This is a genomic window from Brachybacterium huguangmaarense (genome assembly GCF_025725725.1).
Classification (GTDB): domain Bacteria; phylum Actinomycetota; class Actinomycetes; order Actinomycetales; family Dermabacteraceae; genus Brachybacterium; species Brachybacterium huguangmaarense.
Genome location: NZ_CP107020.1, coordinates 416,264 through 434,804, shown reverse-complemented (window position 1 = coordinate 434,804; position 18,541 = coordinate 416,264). Strand labels below are relative to the sequence as shown.

General features: G+C 72.1%; 14 protein-coding genes. 3 read left to right on the top strand and 11 right to left on the bottom strand.

The annotated features are described in order from the left end of the window. Positions 1–215: 215 nt before the first annotated feature. From pgm to BRM3_RS01990, 6 genes are all read right to left on the bottom strand, one after another. Complete coding sequence (pgm, locus tag BRM3_RS02015) at positions 216–1,853, bottom strand: phosphoglucomutase (alpha-D-glucose-1,6-bisphosphate-dependent) (RefSeq protein ID WP_263594445.1); 1,638 nt, start codon at positions 1,851–1,853, stop codon at positions 216–218. A gap of 101 nt (positions 1,854–1,954) precedes the next feature. Then, a complete protein-coding gene (locus BRM3_RS02010) occupies positions 1,955–2,791 on the bottom strand; it encodes a hypothetical protein (protein WP_263594444.1) in 837 nt (278 codons plus the stop codon). A gap of 143 nt (positions 2,792–2,934) precedes the next feature. Beyond that, the gene (locus BRM3_RS02005) at positions 2,935–3,948 is read right to left on the bottom strand and encodes an inorganic phosphate transporter (protein WP_263594443.1); all 1,014 of its coding nucleotides are present in this window, start codon (positions 3,946–3,948) and stop codon (positions 2,935–2,937) included. After that, a complete protein-coding gene (locus tag BRM3_RS02000; RefSeq protein WP_263594442.1) occupies positions 3,945–4,565 on the bottom strand; it encodes a DUF47 domain-containing protein in 621 nt (206 codons plus the stop codon). The genes BRM3_RS02005 and BRM3_RS02000 overlap by 4 nt, the downstream gene beginning before the upstream one ends. Positions 4,566–4,768: 203 nt before the next feature. Further along, positions 4,769–5,392 carry a hypothetical protein gene (locus BRM3_RS01995; protein WP_318152429.1) on the bottom strand — a complete coding sequence of 208 codons (624 nt, stop codon included), beginning with the start codon at positions 5,390–5,392 and terminating at the stop codon, positions 4,769–4,771. A gap of 5 nt (positions 5,393–5,397) precedes the next feature. Next, positions 5,398–6,933: an MFS transporter gene (locus tag BRM3_RS01990; RefSeq protein WP_263594440.1), complete on the bottom strand. Its 1,536-nt coding sequence runs from the start codon at positions 6,931–6,933 to the stop codon at positions 5,398–5,400. A gap of 111 nt (positions 6,934–7,044) precedes the next feature. Here BRM3_RS01990 and BRM3_RS01985 point away from each other — a divergent pair, with 111 nt between their 5' ends. After that, entirely contained in the window at positions 7,045–7,899 is an 855-nt protein-coding gene (locus BRM3_RS01985) for a helix-turn-helix transcriptional regulator (protein WP_263594439.1), read from the top strand. Between the two features lie 105 nt (positions 7,900–8,004). Here the strand turns inward: BRM3_RS01985 and BRM3_RS01980 are convergent, their stop codons facing one another. Then, positions 8,005–8,694, bottom strand: coding sequence for a hypothetical protein (locus tag BRM3_RS01980; protein WP_263594438.1), 690 nt, complete (start codon positions 8,692–8,694; stop codon positions 8,005–8,007). A gap of 122 nt (positions 8,695–8,816) precedes the next feature. Between BRM3_RS01980 and BRM3_RS01975 the strand changes: the two genes are divergently transcribed. After that, entirely contained in the window at positions 8,817–9,962 is a 1,146-nt protein-coding gene (locus tag BRM3_RS01975) for an ROK family protein (RefSeq protein ID WP_263594437.1), read from the top strand. A 1,253-nt stretch (positions 9,963–11,215) separates the two neighbouring features. Here BRM3_RS01975 and BRM3_RS01970 read toward each other — a convergent pair. The 4 genes from BRM3_RS01970 to BRM3_RS01955 all read right to left on the bottom strand — a co-directional run bounded on the left by BRM3_RS01970 (position 11,216) and on the right by BRM3_RS01955 (position 16,890). Next, the gene (locus tag BRM3_RS01970) at positions 11,216–13,429 is read right to left on the bottom strand and encodes an alpha-galactosidase (protein WP_263594436.1); all 2,214 of its coding nucleotides are present in this window, start codon (positions 13,427–13,429) and stop codon (positions 11,216–11,218) included. Between the two features lie 166 nt (positions 13,430–13,595). Further along, entirely contained in the window at positions 13,596–14,993 is a 1,398-nt protein-coding gene (locus tag BRM3_RS01965; RefSeq protein ID WP_263594435.1) for an ABC transporter substrate-binding protein, read from the bottom strand. 10 nt (positions 14,994–15,003) lie between these two features. Then, positions 15,004–15,954, bottom strand: coding sequence for a carbohydrate ABC transporter permease (locus BRM3_RS01960; RefSeq protein ID WP_263594434.1), 951 nt, complete (start codon positions 15,952–15,954; stop codon positions 15,004–15,006). A gap of 15 nt (positions 15,955–15,969) precedes the next feature. Next, positions 15,970–16,890 (bottom strand): carbohydrate ABC transporter permease, encoded by a 921-nt coding sequence (locus BRM3_RS01955; RefSeq protein ID WP_263594433.1) that lies wholly within the window; start codon positions 16,888–16,890, stop codon positions 15,970–15,972. A 316-nt stretch (positions 16,891–17,206) separates the two neighbouring features. Here BRM3_RS01955 and BRM3_RS01950 point away from each other — a divergent pair, with 316 nt between their 5' ends. Beyond that, the gene (locus BRM3_RS01950; RefSeq protein WP_263594432.1) at positions 17,207–18,418 is read left to right on the top strand and encodes a pyridoxal phosphate-dependent aminotransferase; all 1,212 of its coding nucleotides are present in this window, start codon (positions 17,207–17,209) and stop codon (positions 18,416–18,418) included. The last annotated feature ends 123 nt before the right edge of the window (positions 18,419–18,541 follow it).

Genomic DNA, 18,541 nt, shown 5'->3' with positions numbered 1-18,541 from the left:
CGCACACGTTCACACGTCGGTCCGCGCGCAGGCACAGGTCGGTCCGCGCGCGGGCACACGCCCGTGCTGCGGTGCCCTGAGGGCGCCCGAAGCACCCCCCCCCCCCCCCCCCGCGCTCGGGCGGGGCGCGGGTGGGCCGCCCGGGACGTGACGTCCCGCTCGCGAGGACGAGCGGGACGTCGACGATGCGGCTCCGACCGCCACGAGCGGGCGGATCAGCTGCCGAGGGCGCCGTCCACGACCTGCTTGGCGGCCTCCTGGACCTCGCGCAGATGCTCCTCGCCGCGGAACGACTCGGCGTAGATCTTGTAGACGTCCTCGGTGCCCGAGGGTCGCGCCGCGAACCAGGCCGACTCCGTGGTCACCTTGAGGCCGCCGATCGGAGCCCCGCTGGGCGCGTTCGTCATCTTCGCCGTGATGGTCTCGCCGGCCAGCTCGGTCGCGCTGACCTCCTCGGCGGACAGGTTCTTGAGCCGCGCCTTCTGCTCGCGGTTCGCGGGCGCGTCGATGCGGTCGTAGCTGCTCGCCCCGAACCGCTCCACCTGCTCCTCGTGCAGCTGCGAGGGGGTCTTCCCCGTGACCGCGAGGATTTCCGAGGCCAGGAGCGCCATGATGATGCCGTCCTTGTCGGTGGTCCACACGGTGCCGTCCATGCGCAGGAACGACGCTCCCGCGCTCTCCTCGCCGCCGAAGCCGACGGAGGAGTCCACGAGCCCCGGCACGAACCACTTGAAGCCGACCGGCACCTCCCACAGCTCGCGGCCGATGGAGGCGACCACGCGGTCGATCAGGCTCGAGGAGACGCAGGTCTTGCCGACCTTGGCGTCGCCGGGCCAGGTCGGGCGGTGCGTGAACAGGTACTCGATGGCCACGGCGAGGTAGTGGTTGGGGTTCATGAGCCCCGCGTCGGGCGTCACGATGCCGTGGCGGTCGGAGTCCGCGTCGTTGCCCGTCGCGATGTCGTACTGGTCCTTGACCTCGAGCAGCGAGGCCATCGCCCACGGGCTCGAGCAGTCCATGCGGATCTTGCCGTCGCGGTCCAGGGTCATGAACGACCAGCGCGGGTCCACCTCGGGGTTCACGACGGTGAGGTCGAGATCGTGCATCTCGGCGATCTCGGCCCAGTAGTCCACGGCGGCGCCGCCCAGCGGGTCGGCCCCGATCTTCACGCCCGCGCGCCGGATCGCGTCGACGTCGACGACGTTGGGCAGGTCGCTCACGTACTCGTGGCAGAAGTCGTAGCGGCCCGCCGCCGCGAGCGCCGCGGACCGCTCCGTGCGCTGGACGCCCTCGAGCCCCGCGAGCAGCAGCTCGTTGGCGCGATCGGCGATCCACGATGTCGCATCGGTGTCGGCCGGCCCGCCGTTGGGCGGGTTGTACTTGAAGCCGCCGTCGCGCGGCGGGTTGTGGCTGGGCGTCACGACGATGCCGTCGGAGCGCGACGGGTCGTCGAGGGCCTTGCCGCGGTTGTACTTGAGGATCGCGTGCGAGACCGCCGGGGTGGGCGTGTACGAGTCGCGGGAGTCGACGAGCACCTCGGCGCCGTTGCCGATCAGCACCTCGAGCGCGGTGTCGAAGGCGGGACGGGACAGGGCGTGGGTGTCGCGGCCGATGAACAGCGGCCCGCTGATGCCCTGGGCGGTGCGGTACTCGACGATCGCCTGCGTCGTCGCGGCGATGTGGTCTTCGTTGAACGCGGTGTCGAGGGACGATCCTCGATGGCCCGACGTGCCGAAGGAGACGGCCTGGTCGGGGTTCGAGGCGTCGGGGTGCTTGTCGTAGTAGGCGTCGAGGACGGCCTCGACATCGATGAGGTCCTCCGGGAGGGCCTTCTGACCGGCGCGGGGGTGCATGCGAGCTTCTCCTCGGATCGACGGTGAACGTGGCCCCACTCTACGGCGGGCGCGCGCCGCCGAGCGAGCACGGTCGTCGCCGTGAGATGGGCGCCGGACGGTCAGCGCATGCGCGAGCTCCGGCGCAGCCGCACGATCCCGACGATCACGAGGATCAGGCCGAGCACACCCAGCAGGAGGCCGCCGATCACGCCGATCGCGAGGGGCAGGAGCAGCCGGGTCGGCGAGACCGGGCCGACGTACGACGCGTCGGCGCCCTCGCACGTGATCGTGATGGTCGTGTCCTCATGGGCCCAGACGCCGAGCATCTGCCGGTAGGTGCCCGAGCCGTCGGCGAAGTCGACGGTGCCGGAGGCGGGCGTGACGTCGACGACGGAGTCGTCGGTCGCGTCCGCGGTGCACGTCGCGGCGTCGGCCTGCGCCTCCGGGACGAGGACCAGGTACATGTGGCCGCCCGCGGCGTCGATGCTCCCGCTCGGCCCGCCGAAGGCCTGCGGGCCGTCGGTCACGGCGCCCACGACCGAGCCGAAGGCCATGACGACGCCGACGACGAGGGCGATCCCGCCCAGCAGGAAGCACGCGATGCCCACCAGCAGCTGGACGAGTCCCCGGCGCCCACGGGAGGGCATGGGGGTGGGCCCGGTCGGCGCAGCACCCCACGGGGGAGGACTCGACGGCGACCCGGGCTCCCCGAGGCCCGCCACGCCCGCGGGGGCGGGACCCGACCAGGGGTCGGAGCCCGTCGTGGACGGTCCGGCGGGGTGGACGGGAGGGGCCTGCGCCCCGTGCTCCCAGCCGTCCGGCGCAGGGGCCGACGGCGTCTGGCCGGGCAGCCCGTAGACGGGACGCGAGGAGCCCGGTGCCGACGGCGTGGAGCTGGGCCCGGGCAGCCCGTAGCTGGGCCGGGGGCGCGAGGAGCCGGAGCGGTCGTCGGACACGAAGCCTCCTGGGGAGCAGGACGTGGGGGCGGGCGCCGGACGGCGGATCGGGCGGGCAGGGCAGCCGGATCCCCCGCCGGTCGGAGCGCGGCCAGGATAGCGAGGGCCGCTGGACGGCGGCCGAGACCCCGTCCCTGCGCCGGTCAGAGGGCGCCGAGCACGAGCGCGCCGAGGGCCCCGAGGAGCCCGGCGACGCACGGCGTCAGCACCCACGTCACCACGATGCGGCCGGCGACGGGCCAGCGCACCGCCCGATGGTTGACCGCCATGCCCGAGGACACGATCCCGGCCGTGACCGTGTGGGAGGTCGAGATCGGGGCGCCCACGCCGATCGTCGTCGCGTACAGGACGGCGGCGGCCGCGGTCTCGGCGGCCAGACCCTGGGCGGTCGACAGGTCGGTCAGGCGCGTCGCGAGCGTGCGGATGATCCGGTGCCCGCCAGCGAAGGTGCCGGCGGCGAGGGCGACGGCGACCGCGACCGCGAGCACGTACCACCACGCCGTGCTCGGATGCGGCGAACCGGTCGCGACCGCGACCGCGAGCACGGCCATCGGCAGGCGCGAGTCGTGCAGGCCGTGACCCGCCGCGACCGCGCCCGCCGAGACCGTCTGCGCGACCCGCAGATGGCGGGTGCGCAGACCCCAGCGGGAGGTGAGGCGCCCCAGCACGACCACCAGGGCGAAGGCGATCACGCCGCCCAGCAGCGGCGAGACGATGATCGAGGCGACCACGAGCACCACCTCGCCGGCCCACGGCACCGGGAGCCCGAGCACGAGCGCCGCACCGGCGGTCGCGCCGTACATGGCGTGCCAGGTCGAGGACGGCATGCCCCGCCACCACGTGACGAGGTCCCACACGATCGTCGCGACGACGGCGGCGCCGAGCACGACCCGCACGGGCGAGGCGGGGCCCGCACCCTCCGTGCTCACCCCGAGCAGGCCGAGCGCGACGGGCACCGTCCAGGCCAGCAGGCCGATCCCGAGGAGCGCGCCCAGCAGGTTGAGCACCGCCGCCATCGCGAGCGCCGCCCGCTCCGAGAGCGTCCGGGTCGCGATCGACGTCGACACCGCGTTCGACGCATCGTGGAGGCCGTTGACGTAGGCCAGCACGATCGCCAGGCCCGCGAGGGCCACGAGGCCGGTGTCGGGCACGCTCACGAGTCCTTGATGCGCAGCAGGTCCGCGGTGCGCGCGACCTGCTCGAACTTCTCGAGCACCCGGCGCAGCTCGAAGGCGACCTCGCGCGTGCGCAGCATCGTCCCGGCCGACTCGGTGCTCGCGTACAGGTCGGTGAGCACGCCGCGCAGCAGACGCTCGGCATGCGTGTCCAGGCGCCGCATCGCGGCGGAGAACTCGCGGAGTTCGTCGGTGTCGCTCAGATGCCACGTGGCCTCGACCGTGATCTCGGCGGCCCGCGCGATCAGCTCGGCGGTCTCGAGCAGCGGATGGGGGACCGAGCCGAGCTCGAAGCGCACGGTCAGGTCGGCGGCCCGCTCCATCGCGTCGAGCGCGTCACTCATGCCGAGCGCGAGGGCGTGCAGGACCTCGGCCTCGAAGGGTGTGATGAGGGCCGCCGCGAGACGGTTGGCGATACGACGGGACAGCGCGACGGCGTCGGCGGACTGCTCGTGCAGCTGGGTGGCCGTGCGGGCCCGCTCCTCGGGGTCCTCGCCCAGCGTGCGGGCCAGGGACTCGGCGCCGCTCTCGAGGAGCTGGGCGATGTCGCCGAAGAGGTCGAACAGCGGCTTCTCATACCGTCGCGGGAACAGTCGCACGCCGACACTCCAGGGGTTCGACCGGGCGGAGGAGGGAGGCGCGCCGGACCGGGATGCGCCTGTCGGCGCGAAGGCCGCTCGAAGCGGCGATGAGTGGAGCCCGGGGCAACCGCGGCCCGACGCTCCGTCCACTGTAGGACACGACGACGGGCGCTGTCGTCCCGAGCGCTGTGATCCGTCGCGCAGACGGGCGTCGTGCCAGGTCAGGAGAGGTCTCCGGCCTCTTCGAGGCGTGCGGCCACGGCGAGCTCCTCACCCGTGGACAGCAGACGGCCGGCCTCGCCGGTCAGCTCGCCCTGCCGCCGCGGATCGGGCTCGGCGTCGGCCAGGTGGGCGGTGCCGTAGGAGACGAGCATGAGCACGGCGGCGGCCCGTCCGAGCGCCATCGCGAGGTCTCCCGTGAAGGCGCCGCGCAGGATCTGGTCGAGGGTGCGACGCACCGAGGGCACGTCCGGGGGCTCCGAGAGCCCGGCCAGGTAGCGCAGCCCCGGCACGGTGCGGGAGCCCTCGCGGTAGCGGCGCACGACGTCCTCCGGGTCCCGCTGGACCCATGCGTGCAGCACGTAGAGGCGCCAGAGCGCGCCGGGCAGGGTGCCCGCGGGGGAGGTCGACCACAGCGCCGCGAGATCGTCGAGCCCCTCGGTCTGTGCGAGGGCCACGACCCGGCGCACGACCTCGTCGTCGGCGCTCTGCCGGACCTGGGCCACGAGCGCCTCGGCGCTGCGGTGCGCGAGGTCGGTCGAGGTCGCGGGATCGGGCTCTCCGGGCAGCAGATCCTGGTCGGCGAGGGACAGGGAGGCAGGGCGGCGGAAACGCGGGGTGGACATCTTCATCACTGTACGCGGGGCCGCCGAGGCGCCCGCAGGCCGCCGTCGAGGGAGCGCACGAGCGCCAGCACGCCGAGCGCGCTCACGACGTTCAGGGCGATGCTCCCGGCCATGGCGGTCTGCTGCGTCGCGCCGGCGCTCTGCAGGCCGGTCAGGACGGCGCCGTAGAGGGCGACCCCGAGGCCGAGCGCGGTCTGCTGGGCCATCGAGAACAGGCCTCCGGTCAGGCCGGCGACCCGTGCGGGCACGCCGTCCATCACGGTGCCGAGCAGCGGCCCGTACACCCATGCCTGGGCCCAGCCGAGCACGAGCAGGACGGGCTGGAGCAGCCACCCGGAGGGCTCGTGCGGCGAGAGCGTGAGGATCGCCGCGACCGCGCCGAGGGCGGCGATCTGCGCGAGGGTGCCCGCCATCATCACGCGGGCGTTCGAGCCCAGGGCGTCGCGGCCACGGCCCACCGCGAGGGACCCCACGACGAAGGCGAGCGAGAACGGCAGCAGGGACAGTCCCGACGCCCATGCGGTCTCGTGCCACGCCCCCTGGCTGACGAGGGCGTACTCGTACATGAACGCCGAGAAGCCCGCGAAGAAGAGCCCTGCCACGGCCAGCCCCTTGCAGACGGCGGGCTCGCGCAGCACCGCCGGCGGCACCAGCGGAAGCCCTCGTGCTCGCTCGATGCGTCGCTCGACCTGCCAGAACCCCACGAGCAGGAGGGGCGCGGCGACCAGCGCGAGGATCGTCCACAGCGGCCATCCGGACGTCGGGCCGAGGCTCGCGGGCACGAGCAGGCTCGCGATCGCGAGGGCGAGGACCGACACCCCGGCCCCGTCGCCGCGCCCGGAGTCGGCGCCGCGCGATCCCGGGAGCGTGATCGCGCCGGTGAGCGCGACGGCGGCGAGCAGGGCCAGCAGCCAGAGCAGGGAGCGCCAGCCGGCCCCGAACAGGTCGGCCCGGAGGAGGGCGCCGCCGATCACCTGGCCGGCGGCGGTGCCCAGGCCGCCCGCGGCGGCGTAGGCGGAGACGAGACGGGCCCGGGCCGGGCCCGTCGTGCACACCTGGATCACGCTCAGCAGTTGCGGGAGATACAGGGCGACGCTCACGCCGAGCAGGGTGCGCAGGACGACGAGCGTCCACGCGTCGGTGGCCAGGCCCGCCACGACCGCGAGCACGAGGGTGGCCGTGAGGCCCGCGATGATCAGCCGACGCCGGCCATGGCGGTCGCCGAGGCGGCCGGCGGGGACCACGCACACTGCGAGCGCGGTCGCATAGGCGCCCATCACGAGCTTGAGCTGGCCGGCGTCGGCGCCCAGATCGGCGCCGATGTCCGGCAGGGCCACGTTCATCGAGGAGAAGACGTACGTCGAGGAGAACATGCCGATGAGCAGGGCGACGACGCCCCAGGGGCGCAGACGGACGCCGTCGGTGCGGCCGCCGGGCGCGGCACTCGCCGGCTGGGACGGGGCGGCGCTCGGCACGGTGGTCGCGTGGGGCGCCGGGGTGGGAGGAGGGCAGGCGAGGTCGCCGGGGGCATGCGGGGTCATGGACCCAGCCAAGACGTGATGTCATCCAGGGACCAGACCGTGATGATCCTGGTATCCGTGCCACCAGGGGCAGAGCGTGCGCCGTCCTGCACGGGGGTGGAGGATACGAGGATGTCGTCCGTGACCCGCCGCCGCGAGCTCGGCACCTTCCTGCGCACGCGTCGGGACCGGCTGCGGCCGGAGGACCTCCAGCTGCCCGCGGGCGGCCGGCGGCGCACCCCCGGTCTGCGCCGCGAGGAGGTGGCCCAGGCGGCAGGCGTCGGGGTCACCTGGTACACGTGGCTCGAGCAGGGCCGCGACATCAACCCCTCGCAGTCCGTGCTGAGCTCGATCGCGGAGACGCTGCGCATGACGCCCGACGAGTCGATGCACCTGTTCACCCTGGCGGGCGTCACGCCGCCGGCGACGGTGAGCCGCTGCACGATGATCACGGAGGACCACCTCGAGCTGCTCGACCGCCTGCTGCCGCTGCCGGCCTGCTTCCAGACGGCGCGCTTCGACGTGCTCGCCTACAACCGCTCCTATCGCTTCCTCATCGCCGACGCGACGCAGGGCTCGCGCGTCAACTGCCTGATCAACGTCTTCCTCGACCCGGCGTGGGAGGAGGCGTACGGCTCCGAGCTCGAGGCGCTGCGGCTGAGCGTGGTGCGGCGCTTCCGCTCCCACCTGCCCTCCCACCTCGACGACCCGACCTGGCACGACCTCATCGCGCGGCTCGAGCGCGAGTCGCCGGACTTCCGGCGGATCTGGGCGGCCGGCGACGTGCAGCGCACCGATCGCTGGACCCGGGAGTTCCGGCACCCGCAGGCCGGCCTGCTGCGGCTGCGCTTCGGGGCGATGTGGCTCGACGGCGCGCCCGGCGTGCGCTTCACGCCCATCACGCCCGTGGACGAGCAGACCTCCGCGGCGATCGCGCGCTTCGACGAGTGGTACGCGGCCGAGCCGCGCGTGCAGCGGGCCGGCTGACAGCGGCCCGGCTGCACTGACAGCGGCCCGGCTGACAGCCGCCCCATGGACAGCGGCCCGGCTGACAGCCGGCTCGACCGACAGCGGCCCGACGGGACGCGGGGCTCAGCCCTCGGTGAGCGCGGCGGGCTCGCCCGTGCTCACGCCCTCGCTCCACAGCCGGTCGATCACGGTCTCGATCCGGTCGGGCCTGAGCGGGGACACGGTGAGCACGCCCTCGTCGGTGACGGGCTCGTGGCCCACCTGCCAGGCGCCGTCGTCCTCGACGTGCAGCATCGCCGCGGCGGTCCGCGCGGGATCGAGCGCGTCGGTGCGCCGCAGCGAGACGGTGCGCCCCGGGCCGTCGGACAGGAACGAGCGGGCGATGGTCGCGACCGAGCGCGGCACGTCCTGAGGGTCGTCGATGGCCGAGACCGCGAACGTGTCCAGCTCGTCCTGGACCAGCATCAGCACCGCGGCTCCGGCCTTGACGACGAACGCCATGCGCATCGCCCGGCCCTCGGCGAGGGCGAATCCGAGCCAGCGGTCGGCCGCGGTCAGGGCGGTGCCGATCACCTGCGCCTCCTCGCCGAGCGCCCAGTGGCCGTCGGGGGCGTGGTCCACCTTGCCGCGGGCCTGCAGCCCGGACGTCACGGCCGCGGTCACGTACTCGGCCGCCTCGTCGGGCGCTCCCTGCAGCCCCAGCTGCTCCCGCGTCATGTCGCCCGCGGCCGACGGGCGCAGGGACAGCATGAAGTCCAGCTCGTAGGCCGTGTAGAGGGTGCGATCGGCGCTGGCAGGGGCGGCGGTGTCCATGGGATTCACCCTAGCGGCGGGCGCCCCGCTGCCGCCGGGCGCGCCACGGAGATGTGGACGACCGATGCCTGCCGCGCCGAAGGGCCCCGGGCCCTGCCCGATCGTGCCGCTACTCTGAGCCGATGCGCCCAGACACACGGGGGACGGCGGTCGTCGGCCCGGCCACGGACACCGCGCGCGCGGTGTACGAGGACATCGTGCGTTTCGGGCCGCGCCCGCGGACCGAGCTCGCGGCGCGTCTGGAGCTGTCGGGGCCCACCCTCACGCGCGTGACGCGGGCCCTGCTCGACGACTCCCTCCTGCGCGAGCTGGCGCCGGTGCCGCAGCCCAAGGGGCGCCCGCAGGAGCCGCTCGACGTCGACGAGGACCATGCCCGGTTCATCGGGGTGAAGGTCACGGCCGACAGCGTCTACGCGGCCGTCACGACCGTGCGCGGGGTGGTCCACGAGGACCTGTCGGAGACGCTCGCGACCTCCGACCCGGACGTCGTGATCGCGGCCATCCTGGACCTCGCCGGCGCCCTGCTGCGTGCGCATCCGCGGGTCGCCGGCGTGGGGGTGAGCCTGGGTGCGGTGGTCCCGGACGGCCGCCGGGCGCTGCGCTCCCGTCTTCTGGGCTGGTCGGAGCCCGTGGACCTCGGCAGCGTGCTCGAGGATGCGCTCGAGGTGCCCGTGACCGTGGCCAACGACATCGCGGCGCTCCTGCTGGGCATCGCCTGGTTCGGCCTGGGGCGCAGCGTGCGCACGCTCGGGGCCGTGACCATCGGCGCCGGTGTGGCGGTCGGCACCATCCACGAGGGGCAGGTCATGACCGGCATCGGGCATCGCGCCGGGGTGACCGAGGTGCTGCCCACGCGCTTCGCCGACGGGGCCCCCACGACGCTCGGCGAGGCCGCGCAGACGGAGCAGGTGCTCGCTCGTGCACGCCGGTGCGGAGTGCTCGGGCCGCGCGACGGGATCCCGGAGCTCCTCGCGATCGCCCGGACGGGTGATCAGAGGGCGCTCGAGGTCGTGCGGGACACCGCGAGCGCCGTCGCGGTCGCCATCGCCACGCTCGTGGCGGTGGCCGATCCAGGGGCCGTCATCGTCGGTGGCGAGGATGCGCCGCTGCTCGCCGTGCCCGGGTCCGGTTTCGAGGAGACGCTGCGCGCGCTGCTCCCCGACGAGCAGCGTGATCTGCCGCTGCGCAAGCTGTCCGTCGACTTCGACGAGTGGGCGCGCGGAGCGGCCGCCATCGCGATCCGCTCCTTCATCCGCGGCGACGGCTGACGAAGGCGTCCAGCGACGCGATGGCGACGCGAACGTGCTGGTCGATGTCGTGCCTGCCCCGGGCCTCAGAACATGAGCCGTGGGGTCGCAGCAGTGTCGGCGGTGCGGGGCACAGCCACATGACGCCCCCGGGGCAGCTGTCGCGACGAGCTCTGCGTGGCGGTCGCCGTGGCACGGCGAACCCTCCGTTCGCGTCGCCGACGATCAGGATCGGCCGTCCACTCATGCGCGCGCCCGCCGTGCTCTCGCGGCGACTGTCACGGTGACGTCGCTATCGCGCATCGACAGGCACGTTCACGTCGGAACGAGGCAGGTTACCGACGCGAACGTGCGCCTCGATGTCGTGTCGGCAGCGAGTCTCTGAGCATGAGCAGGGGGTCGCGGCAACGTCAGGGGTCGGGAGTGCAGCCGCGTGTCGATGATCGGGGTGGAGCTGCTGGCTGCGTGCGGGGAGGTTGCTCTCGCGGCCACTGTCACGGTGACGTCGCTGTCGCGCATCGAGGGGCACGTTCACGTCGGAATGGGGCAGGTTACCGACGTAAGCGCGCGCCTCGACGAAGCCTGACCGTCGAGGGGCCGCGGCGGGGGCCGCGCGGAGGGGGCCGCCTCGCACCTCGCGCCTGGCTTGCCCTCTCCCGTAGGACGCTCGCGCCCGGGTCGCGCTCCCATCCGGCACGGGAACTTCGCGCGAAGCCGCCATCCGCCCTGGATCCCGTGTGCCTGGCGCCCTCCTGCATCGAGTTCTGCGTAAGGGCCGCCCTCCCGCATCGAGGTCTGCGTTCTGGCCGCCATCGCAGGCGCCAGGCAGCCAGAACGCAGAAGTGGCGGGGTGACCGAGGGCTGGAACGGGGAGACGAGCTGTGGGCCGCATCGGAGTGCGCGGTGGCCGGTGTCCTGCCGGGGCCGGACCCCGCCGCTCACCGTCAACATCCTGCCGGGCGCCCTGCCCCGGCCCCGGCCCCGGCGCTCGCCGTCGGCGTCCTGCCGGGCCTCGGGGCCCAGCTCCCTGCCCACGGCACCCTCCTGCGTCCTCTCCTTGGAGCCCTCGAGCCCCGCTCTGAACACTCTCCTCGAACCTCGAACCTCGAACCTCGAACCTCGAACCTCGAACTCGAACCTCGAACCTCGAACCCAGAGCCTGAGCCCTGAGCCCTGAGCCCTGAGCCCCGAGCCCGAACCTCGAACCTCGAACCCTGACCCCTAGCCCCGAGCCCGAGCACTCTCCCCGAACCCCGAGCCCTCGCCTCCGGCCGTCAGCGGTCGATGGCGGTGAGCGCGTAGACCCGGGAGGACTCGGGCGACATCTGGGGTGCGGCGAACCCCACCTGCGTCAGGATCGCCCCGGAGGCCTCGATCCCGCGGGTGATCGCCTCGCCGGCCGACCACGCGGGGGACTCGTGGACGCGGGCCGGGTCCCCGATGACGACGGGCTCGATCCGGTAGCGCCGCTCGGGATCGAGACCGGGGAAGCGGATCCGCCCGACGACGGCGAGATCCGACGACGTCACGCACGCGACCTCGTACAGCGCCCGCGAGCGATCGCCCGCGACCACCCCGGTCAGCCACAGCGCGTCGTCGACTTCCCCGTCGCGCACGAGGTCGCCCGTGAACAGCAGCTCCCGCTGCTCCTTATAGAGCGCGATCCACCGGGACAGCTCCGTCAGCTCCGTCTCGCTCGCCTGGGTCAGGTCCCACTCGATGCCGAGGTGGCCGAACAGCGCGGTCGCCGCACGGAAGGCGAGGGAGTGCAGCCGCGTCGTCGTGTGCGAGCGCCCCGAGGCGATGTGGCTGCCCATCAGCTCGAGCGGGATGAGCTGCGCGGTCCACCGGTTCATCTGCTGGCGCTCGAGGGGGTCGATGCAGTCCGAGACCCACACACGGTCGCTGTGGTCGAGCACCTCGAGGTCCACCCGGGCGCCGCCCGAGGCGCACGACTCGATCTCGAGACCCGGGTGCTCCGCCTTGAGCGTGTCCATGAGCCGGTAGGTGGCGAGGGTCTGGGCGTGGGTCGCGGCGGCGCCCGTGGCCCGCGTCGCGGACTCGATCAGGTCGCGGTTGTGGTCCCACTTGATGTACGCGATGTCGTACGCGGACAGGATCGCGTGCATCTGGTCGTGCACGTGCTGCCACGCCTCGGGGATCGACAGGTTGAGCACCTGCTGGTGGCGGGACTCGCGGGGGAGACGATCGGCGGACGGGGCCATGATCCACTCGGGGTGCGCGCGGGCCACGTCGGAGTCGGCGCTGACCATCTCGGGCTCGAACCACAGCCCGAACTGCATGCCCAGGCCCGTCACGTGGTCGACGAGCGGGGTCAGGCCGTGCGGCCAGACGTCGGGGGAGACCTCCCAGTCGCCGAGGCCGGAGAAGTCGTCGCGGCGCGAGCCGAACCAGCCGTCGTCGAGCACGTAGCGCTCGACGCCGAGGTGCGCCGCGATGTCGGCGAGGTCGGTGAGACGCGCGAGGTCGTGGTCGAAGTAGACCGCCTCCCACACGTTGAGCGTGACCGGGCGGGCGGTGTCGACGTGGCCGGGTCGGGCGCGCAGGGTGCGGTGGAAGGCCTGGGCGATCGGGTCGAGGCCGGCGGGGGAGTAGGCGCCGTAGACCCACGGGCCCTGGTAGGTCTCGCCCGCGGCGAGGCGCCCCTCGTGCGGCAGCAGGAGCTCGCCGCCGCCGAGGATCTGGGCGCCGAGGGAGGAGCGCTCGGCGAGGTGGCGGTGGTTGCCCGAGAACGCCGTGTGCACGGCCCACACCTCGCCCGCGCGGAAGTCGAAGCCCGGGCGCCCGACGTGCAGGAGGTAGGCGGAGTCGGCGCCGGTGCGCCCGCGGCGGTTCTCGCGCAGATGCGTGCCGACCGTCAGGCGAGTGCGCTGCGGCGTCCGCTCCTTGCCCCAGCGCCCCGCGAAGTCGAGCACCTCGTCCGCCTCGAGGGGGACCGGGAGCGCCACGGTCAGGGACTCGACCGTGTACGCGTCGGCACCGGTGTTGGTGACGTGGGCGCGGGCGCGCACGATGCCCGAGGCCAGGAGCTCGACCACGAGGCGGGCGCCGAGGCCCAGCTCCTCGTCGGCGAGCTCGAAGACGACCCTGGCCGCGCCCGCCTCGACGAGCTCATCGGCGGCGGGGTCCCCGGTGACGGACTCGCCCTCGACCGTCACGGAGCGCACGGCCAGGCGCGGTGCGAAGCCCGAGCCGTCCTCGCGCGAGCCGACCAGGCCGGGCGTGCCGAGCCAGCCGTCGCCGAGCTGGGGCAGGAGGCCCACCCGCAGCGGGTCGTCCATCGCGTTGGTGGGCACGCTCGGGACGGTCAGGAGCGACAGCGCGGCGGCGTCACCGGCCGAGAGCGGCCCGAGGGCGCGCCCCCAGTGGAGCACGGCGGGGATGCGGCCGTCGGTCGCGTCGAGCACGATCGAGACACCGGCGGTGCTCAGGTGGACGAGGGGGAGGGCGGTGGGGGTCGAGGACATCGGGACTCCGGATCTCAGGGTCGGGGGTGGTGCGCGGGCGCGGGGTGATGCGCCCGTGCGGACGAGGGAGGCCGCACCGGATCTACCCGGCGCGGCGAGGGGTGGTCGGACGACGGCGGGCCGGCGACGCCTCGAGGCGTCGCCGGCCAGCCGCGCGGGCTCGGCGTCACGTGAACAGGGCGTTGACCCTGTCGTTGAAGGACGTGAAGTCCGAGGCCTGGATCTGTCGCATCCAGAGGCGGTCGAAGGCGCTCTGCATGATCGAGGAGATCTCGGCCGCGTGCTCGACGAGCGGATACAGTCCCGTCTCGCCCTTGTCCACCCGGTCGGTGAAGGGCGTGACGTCCAGGCCCTTCTTCTTGTACGCCGCGACCGCGGCGTCGGTGCCCGCGTCCGAGGCGGGGAACACGACCGTGCGGCCGCCGATGATCTCCTGGGAGTCGTTCGAGCCGAGGAACGCGATCAGCCGCGCCGCCTCCTCCTTGTGCTCGGACTGGATGGACATCGAGTCGCCGAGGCCGTTGAACATCGACATCGGCGTGCCGATCGGGCCCGACGGCAGCGACGTGATGCCCAGATCCACGTCCGCGAGGTTGCGGTACGTGCTGATCATCCACGAGCCGTCCAGGGCGAGCGCCGCCGAGTGGGCCTGCAGCTGGGACTGCTTGGGGCTCGAGTCGCCGAAGGTGCCGAACGGCGCGAGGAACCCCTTGTCGACGAGGCCGAAGTACCAGTCGACGGTCTCCTGGAACTTCGGGTCGTCGTAGTTGAAGGCGGTGCCCCACGTGCGCTCGTTGGTGAACGTCCACCCCGTCGAGAACGCGAAGCCGGACCACGAGGACTGGCCGACGTAGTCGATCGACGGATCGGCGGCCATGCCGTAGGTCTTGATCGCCTTCGGGTCGAAGCCCGCCTCGTCGCCGCGCTTGCCGTTCTTGTCGACCGTGAGGTGGGCGAGCATCTTCTCGTACGAGCCCCCGTCCTGCGGGTTCCAGTCGAGGGCGTCGAGATCCTCGGGGGCGACGCCGGCCTCCGACAGGAGCGCCTTGTCGTAGAAGATCGCTATCGTGTCGTAGTCCTTGGGGACCCCGTACTTCTTGCCGTCGGAGCCCGTCCAGAGATCCTGCAGGCCCTCCTTGAACTGGTCGTCCGGGATCTCGGCGATCGGCTCGAAGTCGTCGAGCGGCGAGATCACCTGGAGCTTGACGAACTCGGGGTAGCGGCCGAGATGGTCGGTGAACACGTCCGGGCCGGCCTCCGCGACGAAGCCCGCGGTGAGCTTGGTCCAGTAGTCGTCCCAGCCCATCTGGGTGATGCGCACGTCGATGTCGGGGTTGCGCTCCATGAACAGGTCGATCGCCTGCGCGTAGGCCGGGAGCTGGTTGGCGTCCCACAGCCAGTAGTCGAGCTGGACCTTGCCGCTGGCCGAGCCGCCGCCGCACGCGCTGAGCGTGGTGGCCGCCGCGGCCGCGCCGACCGCCGCGGCGGACGATCCCAGCAGGGTGCGCCGGGACAGCCGCCGGGGAGCCCCGGCGGACGGGGTGGGGGATGTCGAGTTTCTCATCGTCGGTACCTCACTTGATCCCGGAGAAGCCGATGGAGTTGACGATCTTCTTCGCGAAGAAGGCGAAGAGGATCAGCATGGGGGCGGCCGCGACCAGGGTCGCCGCCATCAGGCCCGACCAGTCGGGGCCCGTGCCCGGCGACTGCGCGCGGAACACCCCCAGGGCCACGGTGAGCACGCGCGAGGAATCCGTGTAGGAGACCATGAGCGACCAGAAGTACTCGTTCCACGACGTCATGTACGTCAGCAGCGCGAGGGTGAACATCGGGGCCGTCGACATCGGGATGATGAGCGTGAAGAACACACGCACCTTCCCGGCGCCGTCGATCATCGCGGCCTCCTCCACCTCGCGGGAGATGTTGTTGAAGAACTGCCGCAGGAAGAAGATCGCGAACGGGGAGATGAGCAGCGTCGGGAGCATGATCCCGAGCAGCGTGTCCACCAGGTGCAGGTTCTTGATCAGGATGAAGTTCGGGAGCAGCGTGAAGATCGTCGGGATCATCATCGCGCCCAGGAACACGAGGAACACGGCCTCGCGTCCGCGCCAGCGCAGACGGGAGAAGGCGTAGGCGGCCATCGCGCACGAGAACGTCTGCACGATCGTGATGGTGGTGGCCACGACCACCGAGTTGAGCAGGTAGCGCCAGAAGTTGATCGAGGCGCCGGAGCCACCTTGGGACACCGCCTCCTCGACGTCCTGGAGGCCGAAGACGCGCTCGAAGCCGCCCAGGTTCCAGCCCACGGGCAGGAGGCTCGACGGGTCGGTGGCCAGGGCGTTGTTGCTGGACAGCGCGGTGCGCAGCATCCAGTAGAAGGGGAAGACGGTGATGAACAGGAAGACGATCATCACGATCCATGCCACCAGGCGGCCCCACGAGAAGGGCTTGCGGTGACGACGCGGAGCGTCCTCGGTCGTGCTCGAGGACGGGGCGGTGCTCACGGGAGCTGATGCTGTGGTCATGTCGGGCTCCTCCTCTCAGTCCAGGTCCGACTCGCCGGCGTTGCTCAGCCGGTACTGCACGAAGGAGACGGTCATGAGGATGATCAGCAGCGCCACCGAGAGGGCTGAGGCGTAGCCGAAGTCGTACTCGCCGAAGGCGTTCTGGTAGATGTACATCTGCAGCACCTTGGAGGCGTCCGCGGGGCCGCCCTGCGTCGTCACGGAGATCGTGTCGAACACCTGGAAGCTGCCGATGATCGTCATGATCAGCACGAGCGCCAGGATCGGGCGCAGCAGGGGCAGGGTGATGTGGCGGAACATCTGGATCTCGCCCGCACCCGAGGTGCGGCCCGCCTCGTACATCGACTCGGGGATCGACTGCAGGCCCGCGAACAGCAGGAGCGCCGTGTAGCCGACGTGGCGCCACACGTTGACGAGGGCGACCGTCGGGATCACCCAGGTCTCGGAGGACCAGAAGGAGACCGGGTCGAAGCCCAGCCACTGCAGGAAGATGTTGCCGATGCCGACCTGGGTGTCGAGGATCCACAGGAACACGATCGCCGCGACCACGTTGGAGACGAGGTACGGGGTGAGCACCAGGGAGCGCAGCCAGGTGGACTTGGTCAGGCGCTGCATGAGCACCGCGATCACGAGGGCCACGATGGTCTGCACCGCGATGTTGATGACCACGTACTCGAGCGTGACCAGGAGGCTCTTCCAGAAGACCGGGTCGGCGATCAGCTCGCGGTAGTTGGCCAGGCCGATCCACTTCGGCGGGGTGAGCGTCGTGTACTCGGTGAACGAGTAGTAGATGCCGGTGATGAGCGGCCAGATGAGGAAGACCAGCAGGCCGATGCCCGCCGGGAGGATGAAGAGCAGGGCGAGCTTGGTGTCGTCCCGGTGGCGCCGTGGTCCCGGGACGTCGCCCCGGGCTCTGGCGCTTGTCGCTGCAGACATCGTTGTCCTTTCCGTCGGTCGTGCGTCGAGGGGCGTGGCCCGGGACATCCGACGTGGGGTTTCGCGGAGGAGGTTCGCACGCATGGAGCCCGCGTGCGGGGCATCGTTGCCTCCGCGCCGCGAGGCGGGGCAGGCGGGCGATCAGGTTTACTTCTGAGCAGAAAATAATAGGTGACCCTCGCCGCGTCAAGACCATGTCCGGAGTTGTCGCAGTCTCGCCCGGGCCCTGCCGCGGAGCGCGAGGGCGTGGACGGGCATCCGCCGCGGAGGACCGCAGCGATACCCTGACCGCTTACCTCACGGCAGGAGACCCCTCATGATCCTCACCCAGTCCTCGAAGCTGCGCGACGTCTGCTACGAGATCCGAGGACCGGTCCCCGCCGAGGCCGCCCGCATGGAGGCCGAGGGGCACAAGATCATCAAGCTGAACATCGGCAACCCGGCGCCGTTCGGCTTCGAGGCCCCCGACGAGATCCTCGTCGACATGATCAAGCAGCTGCCCACCGCCCAGGGCTACTCCGAGTCCAAGGGCATCCCGGCGGCGCGGCGCGCGGTCGCGCAGTACTACCAGACCCGCAACATGCCCGACATGCAGCTCGACGACATCTACCTCGGCAACGGGGTGAGCGAGCTGATCCAGATGACGTGCCAGGCGCTCGTCGACGACGGCGACGAGGTGCTCGTGCCCTCGCCCGACTACCCCCTGTGGACGGCGTCCGTCTCGCTCGCGGGCGGCCGGGCCGTGCATTACCGCTGCGACGAGGAGCAGCACTGGTGGCCCGACGTGTCGGACATCGCCGACAAGGTCACCGAGCGCACCAAGGCGATCGTCGTCATCAACCCCAACAACCCCACCGGGGCGGTCTATCCCGAGCACGTGCTGCGGGAGATCGTCGAGGTCGCGCGCAAGCACGGCCTGCTGATCCTGGCCGACGAGATCTACGACAAGATCCTCTACGACGACGCCGTGCACACGCCGATCGCCTCGCTCGCGCCCGACCTGCTGACCATCACCTACAACGGTCTGTCCAAGGCGTACCGGGTGGCGGGCTTCCGTGCGGGGTGGATGGCGCTCTACGGGCCCAAGGAGGACGCCGCGAGCTTCATCGAGGGCCTCGACGTGCTCTCGAACATGCGCCTGTGCCCGAACGTGCCCGCCCAGCACGTGGTCGCGACCGCCCTCGGCGGCTACCAGACCATCGACGACCTCGTGCTGCCGGGCGGGCGCCTCCGCGAGCAGCGCGACGTGGCCTACGAGGGCCTCATGGCGATCCCGGGCGTCACCGTCGAGAAGGCCGAGGGGGCGCTCTACATGTTCCCGCGGCTGGACCGCGAGATGTACAGGATCGACAACGACGAGCAGTTCGCCTACGACCTGCTGCGCACCAAGCGCCTGCTGATCACGCACGGGACCGGGTTCAACTTCCCGACGCCGGACCATTTCCGCCTGGTGACGCTCCCGCCCGTCGAGATGCTCGAGGACGCCGTCGACCGCATCGCGGACTTCCTGGCCGGCATCCGCCGCTGACGGGGGCGGCGTCGCCGCGGGCACGGCCCGCTGCCGCCGCCGGGCGGCGAGGGCTGCGTCACAGTTCGTGGGAAGCGGAAGATCTGCCGGGGTCGCGGTAGTTCAATATTCACACAGTTGGGG